This window comes from Streptomyces sp. CB02980, from assembly GCF_014451325.2.
Classification (GTDB): Bacteria; Actinomycetota; Actinomycetes; order Streptomycetales; family Streptomycetaceae; genus Streptomyces.
This window is the reverse complement of sequence record NZ_JACSCH020000016.1, coordinates 1-17,665: the sequence shown is the minus strand read 5'-3', so window position 1 is coordinate 17,665 and position 17,665 is coordinate 1. Positions and strand designations below refer to the sequence as shown.

15 protein-coding genes and 1 tRNA gene are annotated in these 17,665 nt (G+C 70.6%); 3 read left to right on the top strand and 13 right to left on the bottom strand.

Annotated elements, in window-relative coordinates; genetic code table 11:
- Positions 1-152: 152 nt before the first annotated feature.
- From E0F75_RS28830 to E0F75_RS40765, 4 genes are all read right to left on the bottom strand, one after another.
- Positions 153-225 (bottom strand) — tRNA-His (locus tag E0F75_RS28830).
- Positions 226-343: 118 nt separating this feature from the next.
- Positions 344-946, bottom strand: coding sequence for an oligoribonuclease (gene orn, locus E0F75_RS28825; protein ID WP_229313887.1), 603 nt, complete (start codon positions 944-946; stop codon positions 344-346).
- A gap of 219 nt (positions 947-1,165) precedes the next feature.
- The gene (locus E0F75_RS28820; protein WP_229313886.1) at positions 1,166-2,335 is read right to left on the bottom strand and encodes a helix-turn-helix domain-containing protein; all 1,170 of its coding nucleotides are present in this window, start codon (positions 2,333-2,335) and stop codon (positions 1,166-1,168) included.
- A gap of 442 nt (positions 2,336-2,777) precedes the next feature.
- Entirely contained in the window at positions 2,778-3,362 is a 585-nt protein-coding gene (locus tag E0F75_RS40765) for a hypothetical protein (protein WP_374115449.1), read from the bottom strand.
- Between the two features lie 344 nt (positions 3,363-3,706).
- Between E0F75_RS40765 and E0F75_RS28810 the strand changes: the two genes are divergently transcribed.
- Together E0F75_RS28810 and E0F75_RS28805 are read left to right on the top strand one after the other, a co-directional pair.
- Positions 3,707-4,228, top strand: coding sequence for a universal stress protein (locus E0F75_RS28810; RefSeq protein WP_015033782.1), 522 nt, complete (start codon positions 3,707-3,709; stop codon positions 4,226-4,228).
- A gap of 221 nt (positions 4,229-4,449) precedes the next feature.
- On the top strand, positions 4,450-5,013 hold the full coding sequence (locus E0F75_RS28805) for a GPR1/FUN34/YaaH family transporter (protein WP_229313885.1): 564 nt from the start codon (positions 4,450-4,452) through the stop codon (positions 5,011-5,013).
- Positions 5,014-5,170: 157 nt separating this feature from the next.
- Here E0F75_RS28805 and glmS read toward each other — a convergent pair whose 3' ends face one another.
- The gene (glmS, locus tag E0F75_RS28800) at positions 5,171-6,988 is read right to left on the bottom strand and encodes a glutamine--fructose-6-phosphate transaminase (isomerizing) (protein WP_229313884.1); all 1,818 of its coding nucleotides are present in this window, start codon (positions 6,986-6,988) and stop codon (positions 5,171-5,173) included.
- Between the two features lie 53 nt (positions 6,989-7,041).
- The gene (locus tag E0F75_RS28795) at positions 7,042-7,317 is read right to left on the bottom strand and encodes a hypothetical protein (RefSeq protein WP_030324756.1); all 276 of its coding nucleotides are present in this window, start codon (positions 7,315-7,317) and stop codon (positions 7,042-7,044) included.
- 204 nt (positions 7,318-7,521) lie between these two features.
- Between E0F75_RS28795 and E0F75_RS28790 the strand changes: the two genes are divergently transcribed.
- Complete coding sequence (locus E0F75_RS28790) at positions 7,522-9,156, top strand: beta-N-acetylhexosaminidase (RefSeq protein WP_229313883.1); 1,635 nt, start codon at positions 7,522-7,524, stop codon at positions 9,154-9,156.
- A 68-nt stretch (positions 9,157-9,224) separates the two neighbouring features.
- Here E0F75_RS28790 and E0F75_RS28785 read toward each other — a convergent pair whose 3' ends face one another.
- The 7 genes from E0F75_RS28785 to E0F75_RS28755 form a co-directional block, all read right to left on the bottom strand.
- Positions 9,225-11,012, bottom strand: a complete 1,788-nt coding sequence (locus tag E0F75_RS28785) for an IucA/IucC family siderophore biosynthesis protein (protein WP_229313882.1) — start codon at positions 11,010-11,012, stop codon at positions 9,225-9,227.
- On the bottom strand, positions 11,009-11,539 hold the full coding sequence (locus tag E0F75_RS28780; RefSeq protein WP_229313881.1) for a GNAT family N-acetyltransferase: 531 nt from the start codon (positions 11,537-11,539) through the stop codon (positions 11,009-11,011). The genes E0F75_RS28785 and E0F75_RS28780 overlap by 4 nt, the downstream gene beginning before the upstream one ends.
- Positions 11,536-12,819 carry a lysine N(6)-hydroxylase/L-ornithine N(5)-oxygenase family protein gene (locus E0F75_RS28775; protein ID WP_229313880.1) on the bottom strand — a complete coding sequence of 428 codons (1,284 nt, stop codon included), beginning with the start codon at positions 12,817-12,819 and terminating at the stop codon, positions 11,536-11,538. Before E0F75_RS28775 ends, E0F75_RS28780 begins: the two co-directional genes overlap by 4 nt.
- Positions 12,806-14,245 (bottom strand): aspartate aminotransferase family protein, encoded by a 1,440-nt coding sequence (locus tag E0F75_RS28770; RefSeq protein ID WP_229313879.1) that lies wholly within the window; start codon positions 14,243-14,245, stop codon positions 12,806-12,808. The genes E0F75_RS28775 and E0F75_RS28770 overlap by 14 nt, the downstream gene beginning before the upstream one ends.
- A gap of 190 nt (positions 14,246-14,435) precedes the next feature.
- Positions 14,436-15,296: a siderophore-interacting protein gene (locus tag E0F75_RS28765; protein WP_229313878.1), complete on the bottom strand. Its 861-nt coding sequence runs from the start codon at positions 15,294-15,296 to the stop codon at positions 14,436-14,438.
- Between the two features lie 166 nt (positions 15,297-15,462).
- Positions 15,463-16,623 carry an acyl-CoA dehydrogenase family protein gene (locus tag E0F75_RS28760; RefSeq protein WP_030324736.1) on the bottom strand — a complete coding sequence of 387 codons (1,161 nt, stop codon included), beginning with the start codon at positions 16,621-16,623 and terminating at the stop codon, positions 15,463-15,465.
- Between the two features lie 8 nt (positions 16,624-16,631).
- Complete coding sequence (locus E0F75_RS28755; protein WP_229313877.1) at positions 16,632-17,561, bottom strand: hydroxymethylglutaryl-CoA lyase; 930 nt, start codon at positions 17,559-17,561, stop codon at positions 16,632-16,634.
- Positions 17,562-17,665 lie beyond the last annotated feature (104 nt).

Sequence of the window (17,665 nt, the reverse complement as noted above, 5' to 3'; positions counted from 1 at the left end):
CCGACCCCGGGTGTGTGTTCCGTCACATGGGCCGTCAGTCCCAGGCCGCACGCGGCGACGGCGACCAGTGCGAGCAGCGCCGCCCCCCGGTCGACGGTCGCGACAACGACTCAGGCCCCGGTTCATTTCTGAACCGGGGCCTGAACCAACAGGGTGAGTAACGGGACTCGAACCCGCGACATCCTGGACCACAACCAGGTGCTCTACCGTCTGAGCTATACCCACCATGACCGGCGGTTTTCCCGAAGGTTTCCCCGACCGGCCGAGAAGAAGTCTACAGGGTCCTGGAGGGTGCTCGCGCCCGCATTGATGTGCGGGCACGAGCGGCCCTGCGCGGAGGGGATTATTCGGCCGGTACGACGTGCCGGGCCGCGATCCGCTTCGCGGTCTCCGAGTCGGGGCCGGGCTGCGGGACGAAGACCGCCTCGCGGTAGTAGCGCAGCTCCGCGATGGACTCGCGGATGTCGGCGAGCGCCCGGTGGTTGCCGTTCTTCTCCGGACTGTTGAAGTACGCCCTCGGGTACCAGCGGCGGGCCAGCTCCTTGACCGAGGAGACATCGACGATCCGGTAGTGCAGGTGGCTCTCCAGGGCGGGCATGTCCCGGGCGAGGAAGCCGCGGTCCGTGGAGACCGAGTTCCCGCACAGGGGCGCCTTGCCGGGTTCCTTGACGTGCTCGCGGATGTACGCGAGGACCTGGGCCTCCGCGTCGGCGAGCGTGGTGCCGTCGGCGAGCGCGTCGAGCAGCCCCGAGGCCGTGTGCATCTGGCGCACGATCTCGGGCATGGTCTCCAGGGCCGTGTCCGGCGGGCGGATCACGATGTCCACCCCGTCGCCGAGCACGTTCAGTTCCGAGTCGGTGACCAGTGCGGCCACCTCGATGAGTGCGTCGTCCGTCAGCGAGAGCCCGGTCATCTCGCAGTCGATCCACACCATGCGATCGTTCATGCGTCCACCTTAGGGGCTCTTCTGCATGTCGGAGCGGCCGAGCCGTCCGTGGAGGGGTCGATGCCGGACTCGACGCCGATTTCCCCCGCGCGCCACGGACGGCCGCCCCGCGCCGGCAGCCCGGTCGACGCGACGCCGACGGGCCCCCGGGGGAGATGTCCCCGAGGGCCCGTCGTTCCTGCGTCGCGCCGCTTGTGGCGGCGGCGGTCTTCTCTTTCCTTACGGCGCGCTGCGCTGGCCCGGGAGCGAGGCGCGCCCCGGGGCGTAGGCGTCGGACTGCGGCTTCCCCTGGTCCAGCGGGGACGCCGGGCGCCGGATTCCGGCCATGACCTGGGCGGGCACGACCGGGTCGAGCACCGCCGTGGCGGTGTCGCCCTGCGGCCGCCGCGCACGGTACGCCGCCCGGTAGGCGGCCGGCGAGGAGCCGAGCTGCCGTCGGAAGTGGCCGCGCAGCGCCACCGGCGAGCGGAAGCCGCATCGGCCCGCGACCTCGTCGACCGAGTAGTCGGAGGTCTCGAGCAGCCGCTGCGCCTGCAGCACCCGCTGGGTGATCAGCCACTGGAGGGGGGCCGAACCGGTCAGCGAGCGGAACCGGCGGTCGAAGGTCCGCCGTGACATGTACGCGCGGGCCGCCAGGGTCTCCACGTCGAACTGCTCGTGGAGGTGCTCCAGCGCCCAGGCGACGACCTCGGCCAGCGGGTCGGCGCCGATCTCCTCAGGTAAAGACCTGTCGAGGTAGCGCTCCTGACCGCCGCTGCGCCGCGGCGGGACGACCAGCCGGCGCGCCAGGGCGCCCGCGGCCTCCGTGCCGTGGTCGGTCCGCACGATGTGCAGACACAGATCGATTCCGGCCGCCGTGCCCGCGGAGGTCAGCACGTCGCCGTCGTCGACGAAGAGCTCCCGGGGGTCCACATGGACCGACGGGTAGCGCTTGGCGAGCGTCGGCGCGTACATCCAGTGCGTCGTCGCCGGGCGGCCGTCGAGCAGGCCGGCCGCGGCGAGGACGAACGCCCCGGTGCACAGCCCGACGATCCGCGCGCCCTCCTCGTGGGCGCGGCGCAGCGCTTCGAGCGCCTCCGGCGGTGGCGGCGAGGTGATCGACCGCCAGGCCGGGACGACGACGGTGCCCGCCCGGCTGATCGCCTCCAGGCCGTATGGCGCGGTCAGTTCGAGTCCACCGGTGGTCCGCAGCGGTCCGTCCTCGCCCGCACAGACCAGCAGTCGGTAGCGGGGCACTCCGGCGTCCTGCCGGTCGATGCCGAACACGGAGAGCGGGATGGAGCTCTCGAAGATGGGGCCGCCGCTGAACAGCAGCACCGCGACGACTTCGCGACGGCGCCGCCCGGTCAGCTTCCGTGCGGCCTCCGGTGCGGTGGAGTCCTGGCTCATGACGCTAAGCCCCCCTCGGTGTTCGCGTCTCCCTGGTCGTGTCGCTCCTGCACGTTTCCCCTCGGTTTTGCACGAGACCCCAGTCTTCGGTACCCATGATCGAATCTACTGCGTCCCATGGCGCCGGCGTGACAAGTTCTTCATCCGGTGGATTGTCGACAAGGCCACTTGGCGTGAAGCGATCGATCGCGAAGTCTTCCGTCGGGAGGCCCCCGGGGGAAGGGGTGGGGCGGTGAACGCCCCCGTACGCGGGGGGTGCGAGCCCTTGGGGCGGGGGATTTTCGGGTGCCGGCACCGGGGTTGGGCAACCGTTTTGCCAAGGACTCGCCGACGGATGGAAGTTGGCTGAAAACATATGGGTTCGCGTGTACGAACCTGTCAACTCCACGAGGGGCGGGCCCGATCGGCGCCCCGATTCGGGTTGATTTACACCCCTGGAAACCTAGCGGGTGTCCTGGCTGCGTCGCCTGCCACGGACGCCCTCGCTCCGCATCCCCCGCTCCGAGCGCCGCAGCAGCACCCGGCAGGCCGCCGTCACCGAGACGAGGCCGAGCGCGGTCCCGGCGGCGCCGCCGAGGGAGCTGCCGTAGACGAGCAGGACCACCGGGACCAGTACGCAGCAGAAGACCGCCCAGCGGACGACGTCACCGGCCTGGTCCGCGGTGGCCCCGCCGATCCCCGAGCCCGCCCCCGAGCCCGTCCCTGCACTCGTCCCCGAGCCCGTCCCCGAGCCCGCCCCCGCACCCGTCCCTGCACTCGTCCCCGAGCCCGTCCCCGAGCCCGCCCCCGCACCCGTCCCCGCGCCCGCCCCCGCACCCGTCCCCGCGCCGGCCGCCGTGCCCGCGCCGGCCCCCGCGCGCGGGACCGTCCCCGTGGCCCCCTGCCCGTTGCCCGGATCCGGGTCTGCGGCGGCGGCCGGGCCGAGGACGGGCGCCCGGCGGCGGCCGCGGGGCCCTCCGAGCGCGGTGGCGCGGGTGGCGGCGGGGGCGGTGGAGGTCTGGCCGGCGGCGGTCGATGGTGCGGGCACGGGCGGTCTCCCTGCGACGGTGGGCTGGACCTGTGGCAACGAGAAGCGGAACCTTCCGGTCACTCTCGGCGACGTCCGTTTGGCCCCCGTACGGACACCTGTAGGGCACAACCGGCATTGCCAGATCCCGAGCCGCTCGGGCATGCTCCCTGGAACGCCGCGCGCGAGCGGGGCGCACGCCGGGGAGTGGCACGGCGGGCTCTGGGCAGGAGAGGAGTGTCGCCGTACCCTTGGGGGTATGGGCTTGGGAAGATGATTCCCGGACACAGCTCCGCCGCCACCCGTTGTTCCGTCCCCTCCGTTCCCCGTCCCTTCCCACGAGGACTCTCTTCGCCGAGACACCGATGGCCGGTCACGAATTCCCCGAACCCGCGGACCGCAAGCGCGTCGCCGATTCCACGGTCGACCCCCTCGCGGTAGAACAGCCACGTCACGCCTGCGACCCGGCCTTCCGGCACGGTGTCGTCGTCGGCTTCGACGGCTCCACGTCCAGTGAGCGCGCCCTCGCGTACGCCATCGGCATGGCCAGGCGTTCCGGCTCGGGCCTGATCATCGTGCACGTGGCCAACAGGCTGCCCACCACGGTGTGGGCCGGCTGCGAGCCCCCCGTCTTCGTCGACGTGCCCGATCACCGGACCGAGGTCCTCGGCCTGGAGCTGGCCTGCGCCGAGCACCTCTCCGAGGTGCCCTGGATCCTCGTCGAGCGCGGCGGCGACATCTGCCACGAGCTGGAGGAGGTCGGCCGGGAGTACTCGGCCGACGCGATCGTGGTCGGCTCCACGCACGGGATCGTCGGCCGGATCTTCGGCTCGGTGGCCGGCCGCCTCGCGCGCCGCGCCCAGCGGCCCGTGATCGTCATCCCGTAGGGCGTACGAGAACCCCTTTCCGTCGCGTACGAGAACCCCTTCCGTCGCGTACGAGGGCCCCTTCCGTCCCGTACGACCCGTCAGGTCTCTTCCTCAACTGACGTCATCCCGCCATAAATTCGGCCTTCCTCAGGTGAATTGTGCGCTTGTGAAGGGTACATAAGTGTCACCGGAACACAGCAGCTCACGCAGTACACCTGCGCACTTGAAGGGAGCCCGCCGTGAACAACGAAGTCGCCGCGGGAAACACCACTTCCACTCTCGGCCACCTCGCACTCGGACTGACCCTGCTGGCCTTCGGCCTGGGCGGCACCGGTGTCATCGACAACGTCGCGGCAGCGGATGCCGCGGGCCTCGCCACCTGGGTCGGCGGGGTGACGCTCTTCCTCGTCGGTCTGCTCGCCCTCCGTGCGGGCGACAAGGGTGAGGGCACGGCGTTCGCGGCGCTCGGCGCCTTCTGGTTCACCTGGGGCACCGCGGCCGGCGGCGGTGAGTCCGCCGACGCCGTGGGCGTCTTCCTGCTCCTGTGGGCGCTCCTCACGCTCACGCTGACGCTGGCCGCCTCGGGCAGCGGACTGTTCGGACAGGGCGTGTACGGGCTGTTGTTCGTCGCGCTCCTGCTGCTCGGCATCGGGGCGCTCGCCGACAACGGCGGGCTCGCGAAGGCGGGCGGCTGGGTGGCGGCCGTCGCCGGTCTGGTCGCCTGGTACGGCGCGACGGCGGCGGTGGCCGGCTGGCCGACCGCACTCGGCCGGGCGAACCGCAGCGCGGCCGCGGCGAGCTGACCGGGGTGCCCCTCAGGCCCCGGAGGTGAACCGGGCCTCAAAAGAAGCGGTCCCCCCGTGCACCTGGGATGCACGGGGGGACCGCTTCGTGTCCGGTCGAACCGCCGGGGGACAGGCCCGGCGGCGCGGCTCGGGGGGACAGGCCCCGAGGTCGCTGCTACTCGACCGTGACGGACTTGGCCAGGTTGCGCGGCTTGTCGATGTCGCGGCCCATGGCGAGCGCCGTGTGGTAGGCGAGGAGCTGGAGCGGGATGCCCATCAGGATCGGGTCCAGCTCGTCCTCGTTCTTCGGCACGACGATGGTGTGGTCGGCCTTGGCCTGCGGCTGGTGCGCCACCGCGAGGATGCGGCCGCTGCGGGCCTTGATCTCCTCCAGGGCGGCGCGGTTCTTCTCGAGCAGGTCGTCGTCGGGGACGATCGCGACCGTCGGCAGGGCCGGCTCGATGAGGGCGAGCGGGCCGTGCTTCAGCTCGGAGGCCGGGTAGGCCTCGGCGTGGATGTAGGAGATCTCCTTGAGCTTCAGGGAGGCCTCGAGGGCGACGGGGTAGCCCCGGACGCGGCCGATGAACATCATCGACTGGGCGCCGGCGTACTCCGCGGCGATCTTCTTGATCTCGTCCTCGGTCTCGAGGATCTCCTGGATCTGCGCGGGCAGCTTGCGCAGGCCCTCGATGATCCGCTTGCCGTCGGTGACGGACAGGTCGCGGATGCGGCCCAGGTGCAGGGCGAGCAGCGCGAAGGCGGTGACCGTGTTGGTGAAGCACTTGGTGGAGACGACGCAGACCTCGGGGCCGGCGTGGACGTACACACCGCCGTCGGCCTCGCGGGCGATGGCGGAGCCGACCACGTTGACCACGCCGAGGACGCGGGCGCCCTTGCGCTTCAGCTCCTGGACGGCGGCGAGCACGTCGTAGGTCTCGCCGGACTGGGAGACGGCGATGTAGAGGGTGTCGGGGTCCACGACCGGGTTGCGGTAGCGGAACTCCGAGGCCGGCTCGGCGTCGGCGGGGATGCGGGCCATGGACTCGATGAGCCCGGCGCCGATGAGACCGGCGTGGTACGAGGTGCCGCAGCCGAGGATCTTGATCCGGCGGATGGTGCGGGCCTCGCGCGGGTCCAGGTTCAGGCCGCCCAGGTGCACGGTGGAGAAGCGGTCGTCGATCCGGCCGCGCAGCACGCGGTCGACCGCGTCGGGCTGCTCGGAGATCTCCTTGTGCATGAACGTGTCGTGACCGCCCATGTCGTACGAGGCGGCCTCCCACTCCACGGTCTCCGGGGTGGCGGTGGTGGTCGCGCCCGAGGTCGTGTAGGTACGGAAGTCGTCGGCCTTCAGGGTGGCCATCTCGCCGTCGTCGAGGGTGACGACCTGGCGGGTGTGGGCGATCAGGGCGGCGACGTCGGAGGCGACGAGCATCTCCTTCTCGCCGATGCCGAGGATGACCGGCGAGCCGTTGCGGGCCACGACGATGCGGTCGTTGAAGTCGGCGTGCATCACGGCGATGCCGTAGGTGCCCTCGATGACCTTGAGCGCCTCGCGGACCTTCTCCTCGAGGGTGGTGGCCTGGGAGCGGGCGATGAGGTGGGTGATGACCTCGGTGTCCGTCTCGGAGGCGAAGACGACGCCGTCGGCCTCCAGCTTGGCGCGGAGCTCCTGGGCGTTGTCGACGATGCCGTTGTGGACGACCGCGACCTTGTTCTCGGGGTCCATGTGCGGGTGCGAGTTGATGTCGCTCGGCGCGCCGTGGGTGGCCCAGCGGGTGTGGGCGATGCCGGTGGTACCGGTGAAGCGCTTGGGGACACGGGCCTCCAGGTCACGGACGCGACCCTTGGCCTTCACCATCTTCAGGCCGGAGGCCTTCGGGCTGGTGACGACCATGCCGGCCGAGTCGTATCCCCGGTACTCCAGACGCGCCAGGCCCTCGAGGAGCAGCGGGGCGACGTCGCGCTTTCCGATGTAACCGACAATTCCGCACATAAAGGTGAAACCCCTCCAGGTTGGTGAGCGTGCTCGCCGTGCTCGTTCGTGATTCAGCCGTAGACGATGCGGCGCAGTTGCCGGAGCGAGAGCTCCGGCGGCGCCACGGCCCGGTGGGGCAGTTCCGCCGAGATCCGTTCGAAGATCTCGGCGTTCACGGCCCCGCCGGACTGCAGTTCGCGGTGTCGGCGGCGGACGAACTCCTCGGTCGTCTCGTCGAAGTACGCCAGCACGTCGAGTACCACCCGGGCGGCCTCACCGCGCTGGAGCGCGGTGCTGCGGACCAGGTGGTCGATGAGGTCGTCGTGCGACGGGCGGCGTTCGAGCACCCATGAATATTGAGGGGTACCCGTCCTCATTCGCAAGAATCCTGCCCGATATCGGGCAGGTGCGTCATGATCCCCCCGTCATTCGGGGTGATTGGTCCAGACCTTGACTGATGGCTATCACAGCGGTACGCATGGTGACGGTTCGGATATAGAACTCGACAGACGCGTCCAACGCCTGATCCAACGTCTGAAGGGGACCAGCCTGTGACACAGCGCCGAAGGATTCCGCGCCTGATCGGATCCCTGCTCCTCGTCGCCGCCGCCGGTGTCGGCTGCGGCGAGGCCGCCGCCGACAGCCCGGCGGACGGCAAGAACGCCCCGGCCGCCGCCGAGCCCGAGGTCCGCCCGCTCGGCCGCATCGTGCCCGTACCCGCCTCCGTCGCCCCCGAGGGCGAGCCCTACACCCTCACCCCGACCACCCGCATCGGCGTGGACGACACGAACCGCGAGATCCGGGAGCTCGGCCGCTACCTCGCCGGACTGCTGCGCCCCGCCACCGGCTTCCCGCTGCCCGTCGTCGACGACCAGGCCGCCGGCGGCGGCATCCGACTCCGTCTCAGCCCCGGCGACACCGCCCTCGGCGCCGAGGGCTACCGGCTCCGCTCGGCCCCCGACGGCGTCACCCTCACCGCGCGCGAACCCGCCGGCCTCTTCCGAGGCGTCCAGACCCTGCGCCAGCAGCTGCCCTCCGCCGTCGAACGCAAGAGCGTCCAGAACGGGCCCTGGAAGATCGCCGGCGGCACCATCACCGACACCCCGCGCTACGCCTACCGGGGCGCCATGCTCGACGTCTCCCGCCACTTCTTCACCGTCGACGAGGTGAAGCGGTACATCGACCAGCTCGCGCTCTACAAGGTCAACACCCTCCATCTGCACCTCTCCGACGACCAGGGCTGGCGCATCGCCGTCGACTCCTGGCCCCGGCTCACCACCTACGGCGGCTCCACCGAGGTCGGCGGCGGCCCCGGCGGCTTCTACACCAAGGCGCAGTACCAGGAGATCGTCCGGTACGCCGCCTCCCGCTACCAGGAGGTGATCCCCGAGATCGACCTCCCCGGCCACACCAACGCCGCCCTCGCCTCCTACGCCGAGCTCAACTGCGACGGCGTCGCCCCGCCGCTCTACACCGGCACCAAGGTCGGCTTCAGCTCCCTGTGCGTGCCGAAGTCCGTCACGTACGACTTCGTCGACGACGTGATCCGCGAGATCGCCGCGCTCACCCCCGGCCGGTACATCCACATCGGCGGCGACGAGGCGCACTCCACCAGCCACGCGGACTACGTCACCTTCATGGACAAGGTGCAGCCCGTCGTCGCGAAGTACGGCAAGAAGGTCGTCGGCTGGCACCAGCTGACCGGCACGACCCCGGCGGACGGCGCCCTCGTCCAGTACTGGGGCCTCGACCGCACCCCCACGGAGGAGAAGGAACGGGTCGCGGCCGCCGCCCGGAACGGCGCCGGCCTGATCCTCTCCCCGGCCGACCGCACGTACCTCGACATGAAGTACACGAAGGACACCAAGCTCGGCCTCGCCTGGGCGGGCTACGTGGAGGTCCGCAGGTCGTACGACTGGAACCCGGCCGCCTACCTCGCGGGCGCCCCGGAGGACAGCGTCCGCGGCGTCGAGGCCCCGCTCTGGACGGAGACCCTGGCCACCACGGACGACCTGGACGTCATGGCCTTCCCGCGCCTGCCGGGCCTGGCGGAACTGGGCTGGTCGCCGGCGGCGACCCACGACTGGGACACGTACAAGGTCCGCCTCGCGGAGCAGGCCCCGAGGTTCGACGCCCTGGGCATCGACTACTACCGCTCCCCGGAGGTCCCCTGGCCGGCGGAGTAGCCCCGTACACACAGATGTGAGCCCCGGCGGAGGACCGTACTCCGCCGGGGCTCGCATCGGTCCGGGGGTTACGCGAAGCGGGCGATCGGGTTGACCAGGTCGCCGACGAGCTGGAGGGCCGCCGACGGGTCCGAGAGGTCGACCATCTGCTTGTTGTTGCGGAGCTGGAGGCGGTTCAGGGCCGACAGGGCGAAGGTCTCCGCGAACATGTCGTACTGGGCGAACCGGTCCGCCAGTTCCGGCTTCGACTGCTCGTAGCCGCGCACGCACTCCGCGACCGTCCGCCAGAAGCCGTCCTCGTCGAGGACGCCCTCCGTGGCGAGCGTCGCCGCCAGGAAGCGGAAGAAGCAGTCGAAGACGTCCGTGAAGACCGAGAGGAGCTTCATGTCCTCGGGGATCTCCGCACGGACCCGCTCCACCGCCGGCGGCAGGACCGCCGCCGGGTCCATGACGACGATCTCCTCGGCGATGTCCTTGAAGATCGCCCGCGACACCGCGCCGCGCTCGTCGAGGACCAGGATCACGTTCTCGCCGTGCGGCATGAACGCCAGGTCGTACGCGTAGAAGCTGTGCAGGACCGGGAGCAGGTAGGCGTCCAGGTACTGGCGGAGCCAGACCGAGGCCTCCAGGCCCGACTCCTTGATCAGCGCGCCCGCGAACGACGCGCCCGTGTGGTCCACGTGAACGAGGGACGCCATCGTCGCGAGCCGCTCGCCCTCGGCGAGGGTCGGCACGGGGGACTCGCGCCAGAGCGCCGCCAGCATCTTGCGGTACGGCGAGTAGCGGTCGGTCGCGGCCTCGTACTCCAGGTGCCGGTAGCCGACGGCCGCCCGCTCGCGGATGATCGAGAAGCGGACCGAGCGGAACGTCGCGTCCGACTGGATCAGCGTGTGCAGCCAGTCGTTGATGGCCGGGGTGGCCTCCATGTACGCGGCCGAAAGGCCCCGCATGAAGCCCATGTTGAGGACCGAGAGGGCGGTCTTCACGTAGTGCTTGGCCGGGTCCGAGGTGTTGAAGAAGGTACGGATCGACTGCTGCGCCAGATACGTGTCGTCGCCCGCGCCCAGGTACACCAGACGCTGCTGTGCGACCTCGGCCGCGAAGGTGACGGACAGCTTGTTCCACCACTGCCACGGGTGCGCCGGCATGAGGAGGTAGTCGGCCAGGTCCAGGCCGCGGGCCGCCAGGGTCGCCGCGAAGCCGTCCACCGTCGCGTCGCCCAGCTCCGCGCGGACGAAGGTCTCGTAGTCGATGCCCGCGCCGGCCGTGAAGGTGGTGCGGTCGCGCCGCGCCGCCAGCCAGATCAGATGGATCCCGCTCGCCGCCTCGGGGGCGTACGCGCGGAACTCGTCGACGCCGAAGCCGAGCCGGCCGTTGTTGGCGACGAAGCAGGGGTGGCCCTCGGTCATCCCCGTCTCGATCGCCTGGAAACCGGCGTGGGTGAGCTCGGCGGAGGTGACCGGCTCCTTGGTCGCCTTGAACGCCGTACCGGCGAGCGTGGAGGAGATCTCCTCCAGGTAGACCGGCAGGACCTCGTCGCTCAGGCCCAGCGCGCCGCGCAGCTCGGTGATGAACTGGAGGGCGTCCAGCGGAAGCTGCTCGTCGCCGCGGTGGCGGCTGATCGACTCGGCGTAGACCTGCCAGTGGTCGAGGGCGTACCGGTCCGCGGTGAAGCGGTACTCGGTGGCGCCGTCGTCCGACAGGACCACGTAGCGGCTCTCGCCGAGCTCCCGCGGGTCGAGGAGCCGCTCGTGGGCGAACTCCGCGAGACCCTTGCGGATCAGCGCGCGGTTGGCGTCCGCCCAGAGCTCGGGGGTGAGGTGCGCGACGGGGTTCGACACATCGGTGGTGCTCATGCGGCGACTCCCACGGCGGCCTCGAACTGCTCCCGGGTGCAGAAGCTCAGCAGAGCCTTCTTCTCCGGCTTCTGGATCTCCCGCTCCGGCACGAAGCCGACGGCCTCGTTGAGGGCGTGGACGGCCTTGTTGGACACGTCCGGCTCGACGACGACCCGGACGGTCGCCGGGTCGGCGAACAGCTCCGTCATCACGGCGGTGATCACCTTGCGGGTGAAGCCGTGCACCGGGGTGTCGGTCGGGGCGACGAGGAAGTGCATGCCGACGTCGCCGGGGAGCGGGTCGTAGAGACCGACCAGCTCCAGGTGGGCCGGGTCGTAGCGCTCCATGAGGATCGCGGGGACCCCGTCGACCAGGCCGATGAACGCCTCGTGGTGCGGGTGGGCGGCGAAGGCCGTGTACTCGCGCACGACGTCCTCGACGCTCGCGTCCTGCATCATCCAGAACGCGGCCTTGGGGTGGGTGACCCAGCCGTGGAGCAGCTCCGCGTCCTTGACGGGGTCGAGCGGGCGGAAGAGGACGGTCATGCGGCGAACTCCTGGAAAGCGATGGTCTTCTCGACGGGGTAGTACTCGTAGCCCAGCATCGCCCCGATGATGTACGCGTTGCGGTACGCCCCCATGCCGAGGTCGGGCGAGGTGATCGAGTGGGTGTGCACGGAGGAGTTCTGCAGGAACACCCCGCGGCCCGTCGTGTCGATCGCGTAGTTGCGGGCCACGTCGAAGCGGCCCTGGCCGTCCCAGTTGAGGCGGTCGCGGACCGGCTCGAGGAAGGCGGGGACGGCGTACTTGTACCCGGTGGCGAGGATCAGGCCCTCGGTGTCCAGGGTGAAGTCCTTCTCCTGCTCCTCCTGGCGGAAGCCGAGGGTGTACGTGCCCGTCGACTCCTCGTACGCGGCGGTGTGCAGCGCGGAGTTGGTGAGGAGGCGGGTGGGCACGGGGCCGTCGAGGTTCTTCTGGTAGAGCAGGTCGAAGATGGCGTCGATCAGCTCGCCGTCGATGCCCTTGAAGAGGCCCTTCTGCTCGGTCTCCAGGCGGTAGCGGGTCCGCTCGGGGAGCGCGTGGAAGTAGTCCACGTACTCCGGGGAGGTCATCTCCAGGGTGAGCTTGGTGTACTCCAGCGGGAAGAAGCGCGGGGAGCGGGTCACCCAGTTGAGCTTGTACCCGTGGACGTCGATCTCGCCGAGGAGGTCGTAGTAGATCTCGGCGGCGCTCTGGCCGCTGCCGACCAGGGTGATCGACTTCTTCTTCTGGAGCTCCTCCTTGTTCGGGAGGTAGCGCGAGTTGTGGATCAGGTCGCCGCCGAGGCCCCGGCAGGTCTCGGGGACGTACGCCGGGGTGCCGGTGCCGAGGACCAGACGACGCGAGCGGAACGTTTCTCCGGTCTCGGTGGTCACCACGTACACCTCGGCGGCCTCGTCGAACGTCACGGTCGCGACGGTCGTCGAGAAGCGGACGGAGGAGAGGCGCCCGGCGGCCCAGCGGCAGTAGTCGTTGTACTCGGTCCGCAGCGGGTAGAAGTTCTCGCGGATGTAGAACGAGTACAGCCGGCCCTTGTCCTTCAGGTAGCTCAGGAAGGAGTACGGCGAGGTCGGGTCGGCCATCGTGACCAGGTCCGACATGAACGGGGTCTGGAGGTGGGCGCCCTCGAGGAACATCCCCGAGTGCCACTCGAAGTCGGGCTTCGACTCCAGGAAGAGACCGTTCAGCTCGTCGATCGGCTCGGTCAGGCAGGCGAGGCCGAGGTTGAACGGACCGAGTCCGATGCCGATGAAGTCGTGGATCTCGGTCGTCTCAGGCGTGGACAAGGGTCTCTCCCAGGTACTGCTCGGCGTAGCCGGCGATCAGATCGAGGACGGCGGCGATGTCGGCCGCGGTGGTCTCGGGGTTGAGCAGGGTGAACTTGAGGTACTGGCGGCCGTCGACCTTGGTGCCGGCGACGACGGCCTCGCCGGACGCGAACAGGGCCTTGCGGGCGTGCAGATTGGCCCGGTCGATGTCCTCGGGGGACGTGACGTCCTCCGGGATGTAGCGGTAGACGAGGGTGGAGATCTGCGGCTCGACCACGACGTCGTAGCGCGGGTCGGCGGCGAGCAGCGCGAAGCCCTCGGCGGCCAGGTCGCAGACCTCGTCGAAGAGCCGGCCGACACCGTCGGCGCCCATCACGCGCAGGGTCATCCACAGCTTGAGCGCGTCGAAGCGGCGGGTGGTCTGGAGGGACTTGTCGACCTGGTTGGGGATCTGCTCCGCGATCGTGCGGCGCGGGTTGAGGTAGTCCGCGTGGTAGGTCGCGTGGCGCAGGGTGGCTCCGTCGCGGACCAGGATCGCCGAGGAACTCACCGGCTGGAAGAAGGACTTGTGGAAGTCGACGGTGACCGAGTCGGCCCGCTCGATGCCGGCCAGGAGCCCGCGGCGGGTCGGGGAGGCGAGCAGTCCGCAGCCGTAGGCGGCGTCCACGTGCATCCAGGCGCCGTACTCGTCGGCCAGGGCGGCGATCTCGGGCAGCGGGTCGATGGAGCCGAAGTCGGTGGTGCCGGCGGTGGCGACGATCACCATCGGGACGAGGCCCTCGGCGCGGCAGGCCTCCAGCTCGGCGGCGAGGACGACGGACTGCATCCGCTTGTTCCGGTCGACCGGTATGGAGATGACGGCGTCCTGGCCGAGGCCGAGGAGGGTGGCCGACTTCTGGACGCTGAAGTGGCTGCACTCGGAGGAGAAGATCCGGAGCTTCGACAGGTCGTCGCTCTTGGCCTCCTCGCGGGCGAGGAGCAGGGCCTGGAGGTTGGACTGCGACCCGCCGCTGGTGAAGACGCCGTCGGCGCCCGGGCCGAAGCCGATGCGGCCGTTGGTCCAGTCGATGAGCTTGCGCTCGATGAGGGTGGCGCCCGCGCTCTGGTCCCAGGTGTCGAGCGAGGAGTTGACCGCCGAGAGGACGGCCTCGCCGAGCACGGCGGGGATGACCACCGGGCAGTTGAGGTGGCCCAGGTACCGGGGGTGGTGGAAGTAGACGGCGTCGCGGAGGTAGACGCTCTCCAGCTCGTCGAGCGCGGCGGAGGAGTCGCCGAGCGGACGGTCGAGGTCGACGGCGTCGATGACGGGGGCGAGCTCGGCGGGGGTCACTCCGGTGAACGGACGTCGCGTCGCGGCGAGTTTGTCCGCCACCCGCTCGACTCCTTCGGTGACGGAGCGCCGGTAGCTCTCCGCCGTGGCGTCGTTGAGCAGGTGAGAGCGCATGTGGGGGGCCTCCAGGTACGGGGCTCGGTCGCGCCCTCCGGACAGGGGAAAGGGGCGAGGGGCGACGCGGTGAAAACAAGGTTAGCCTAACCTAACTTTCCACCGCAACGACCTCTCGCCCCTCGCATGTCACGGCAGTTGACGGCCGCCATCGACCGGACTGTCCGCTTTTGGCGGGGTGTGCCCTGGGCTACGCGTCTTCCTGAGTCTCGTCCGGGACCTCGCGCAGCGCGTCCTCGGACAGGCCCTTGCGCCAGTAGCCGACGAACGTCACCCGGCGCCGGTCGAGTTCACGGTCCCGCACGAAGTGCCGGCGCAGCGCCTTCACCGCGCCCGACTCGCCCGCGATCCAGACGTACGGGGCCTCCCCGGGCAGCTCGGCGCCGCGCACCGCGTCCACGGCGGACGGCGCCCCCTCCTCGCGTACGAGCCAGGTGACGGTCGCGTCCGCCTGTGTCGCCAGTTCCGTACGGTCGCCGGAGTACGGCACCTCCAGGAACACCTGGGCGCGGGTCTCGGCCGGCAGCCACTCCAGGATCGCCGAGGCGGCCGGAAGGGCCGTCTCGTCCGCCCAGATCAGGACGGAGTCGGCGTCCTCGGGCAGCTGGAAGCGGACACCCGTGTTCTCGGCGATCGCCGGGCCGAGGACGACCACGCGGTCGCCGGGGGTGGCCCGCGAGGCCCAACGGCAGGCGGGGCCGCCGTCCTCGTGGATCGCGAAGTCGATGTCGACGGCGTTCTCGGTGTGCTCCGGCTCGGAGCGCTGCTCGCGGACGGTGTACGAACGCATCACGGCCCGCACGTCGTCGGGCATCGCGCGCCAGGCGCCGAGGATCGCGTACATGTCCGGGTCGTCGAGCGGCGGCAGGACGGGCGCGTCCTGGCCGGGGTGCGGCAGGAAGAGGGAGAGCGACTGGTCGCGGCCGCCGGCGGCGAAGTTCTTCAGCTCGTCGCCGGTGAAGGTGACGCGGACCAGGGACGGGCCGAGCCGCCGGGTCCGGTCCACCCGCAGGTGGAAGAACTGGAAGGGGGCGGTCTCGGGGTTCGTCATGAAAACATAGGTTAGCCTAACCTCATAAACACAGGTAAGGGGGGAGGGCCCGCCACCCCCTCGGGGCGGCGGACCCTCCGTGCGAGCCGGACCGGGTCGGGTCGGGCCGGGCCGGGCCAGACCGGGTCAGGACGGGTCGGGCCGAGCCGTGCCGGGCCGAGCCGGGTCAGGCCTGGAGGCCCAACTCCCGGGCGATCAGCATGCGCTGGACCTCGCTCGTGCCCTCGCCGATCTCCAGGATCTTCGAGTCGCGCCACATCCGGGCCACCGGGTACTCGTTCATGAAGCCGTAGCCACCGTGGATCTGGGTCGCCTCACGGGCGTTGTCCACGGCCACCGTCGAGGAGTACAGCTTCGCGATCGCCGCCTCCTTCTTGAACGTCTCGCCGAGGACCAGCCGCGAGGCCGCGTCCCGCCAGCCGATCCGGGCCATGTGTGCCCGCATCTCCATGTCGGCGATCTTGAACTGGATGGCCTGGTTGTCGCCGATCGGCCGGCCGAAGGCGTGACGCTCCTTCGCGTACTTCACCGACTCGTCGACACAGCCCTGCGCCAGACCCGTCGCCAGCGCCGCGATCGCGACCCGGCCCTCGTCGAGGATCCGCAGGAACTGCGCGTACCCGCGGCCCTCCTCGCCGAGGAGGTTCTCCACCGGGACGCGGACGTCGTCGAAGGACAGCTCACGGGTGTCCGAGGCGTTCCAGCCGACCTTCGAGTAGGGGGCGGCGACGGTGAAACCGGGGGTGCCGGAGGGGACGATGATCGAGGAGATCAGCGGACGGCCGTCGGGCTTGCGGCCGGTGACCGCCGTGACCGTCACCAGACCCGTGATGTCCGTACCGGAGTTGGTGATGAAGCACTTCGAACCGTTGATGACCCAGTGGTCGCCGTCGCGGACGGCCGTCGTACGGGTGCCGCCCGCGTCCGAACCGGCGCCCGGCTCGGTCAGACCGAAGGCACCGAGCAGCTCGCCGGCACACAGCCTCGGCAGCCACTCGCGCTTCTGCTCGTCCGTGCCGAAGAGGTACACGGGCATCGCCCCGAGCGAGACACCCGCCTCCAGGGTGATCGCCACGGAGGAGTCGACCCGGGCCAGCTCCTCCAGGGCGATGCCGAGCGCCAGGTAGTCACCGCCCATGCCGCCGTACTCCTCGGGGAACGGCAGCCCGAACAGGCCCATACGGCCCATCTCACGGACGATCTCGTACGGGAACTCGTGCCGCTCGTAGTAGTCGCCGATCTTCGGCGCCACGACGTCGTGCGCGAACGCCTCGACGGTACGGCGGAGTTCCTCGTGCTCTGCGGAGAGCCGGTGGTCGAGAGACATGGGGGACGTCACTCCTTGTGGGAGAGGGCGCGGACGGTACGGGAGGGGCTGGGCCGGCCCAGCTGGTCGGCCATCCACGCGCTTGTGGCGGTGAGGGCGGCCAGATCGACCCCGGTCTCGATGCCGAGACCGTCGAGCATCCACACGAGATCCTCGGTGGCGAGATTGCCGGTCGCGCTCTTCGCGTACGGGCAGCCGCCGAGGCCGCCGGCGGAGGCGTCGACCGTGGTCACTCCGTGGCGGAGGGCGGCGAGGGTGTTGGAGAGGGCCTGGCCGTAGGTGTCGTGGAAGTGCACGGCGAGGCGGGAGGTGGGGACACCGGCCTCGTTCAGGGCCGTGAGCAGCGCCTGGACGTGCCCGGGGGTGGCGACGCCGATGGTGTCCCCAAGGCTCAGCTCGTCGCAGCCCATGTCGGCCAGGGCCTTGGTGACACGGACGACCTGTTCGATCGGGACGGCGCCCTCCCAGGGGTCGCCGAAGCACATGGACAGATAGCCGCGGACCTTGAGACCGGCCTCTATGGCCCGGGTGACGGTCGGCGCGAACATCGCGAGCGCCTCGTCGACGGTCCGGTTCAGGTTGGCCTTCGCGAAGGACTCGGTCGCCGAGGCGAACACGGCGACCTCGCGGGCCCCGAGTGCGAGCGCGCGGTCGAGGCCGCGCTCGTTCGGCACGAGCACCGGGAGCCGGACCGGGAGGTCGCGGACGAGCGGGAACAGCTCCTCCGCGTCGGCCAGTTGGGGCACCCACTTCGGGTGCACGAAGCTGGTCGCCTCGATCGTGCCGAGCCCGGCGGCGGCGAGCCGCCGGACGAACTCGGCCTTCACGTCGGTCGGGACGGCCGTCTTCTCGTTCTGCAGCCCGTCCCGGGCCCCGACCTCGTGGATGCGTACCCGGGTGGGGAGGGAGGGGTCCTTCACGGTCATCGGCAGGCTCACGCGTCCTCCTCCTCGCGGGGCGTCACCACGGCGAGGATCTGGTCCATGGCGACGGTCGAACCGGGTGTGACGTCGAGTTCGGTGACGGTGCCGGCGTGCGGGGC

Excerpts from the sequence above, each read along its gene's own strand:
- orn (WP_229313887.1), bottom strand. The coding sequence starts at position 946 with ATGAACGATCGCATGGTGTGGATCGACTGCGAGATGACCGGGCTCTCG.
- E0F75_RS28820 (WP_229313886.1), bottom strand. The coding sequence starts at position 2,335 with ATGAGCCAGGACTCCACCGCACCGGAGGCCGCACGGAAGCTGACCGGG.
- E0F75_RS28810 (WP_015033782.1), top strand. The coding sequence starts at position 3,707 with ATGGCCGGTCACGAATTCCCCGAACCCGCGGACCGCAAGCGCGTCGCC.
- glmS (WP_229313884.1), bottom strand. The coding sequence starts at position 6,988 with ATGTGCGGAATTGTCGGTTACATCGGAAAGCGCGACGTCGCCCCGCTG.
- E0F75_RS28785 (WP_229313882.1), bottom strand. The coding sequence starts at position 11,012 with ATGAGCACCACCGATGTGTCGAACCCCGTCGCGCACCTCACCCCCGAG.
- E0F75_RS28780 (WP_229313881.1), bottom strand. The coding sequence starts at position 11,539 with ATGACCGTCCTCTTCCGCCCGCTCGACCCCGTCAAGGACGCGGAGCTG.
- E0F75_RS28770 (WP_229313879.1), bottom strand. The coding sequence starts at position 14,245 with ATGCGCTCTCACCTGCTCAACGACGCCACGGCGGAGAGCTACCGGCGC.
- E0F75_RS28765 (WP_229313878.1), bottom strand. The coding sequence starts at position 15,296 with ATGACGAACCCCGAGACCGCCCCCTTCCAGTTCTTCCACCTGCGGGTG.
- E0F75_RS28760 (WP_030324736.1), bottom strand. The coding sequence starts at position 16,623 with ATGTCTCTCGACCACCGGCTCTCCGCAGAGCACGAGGAACTCCGCCGT.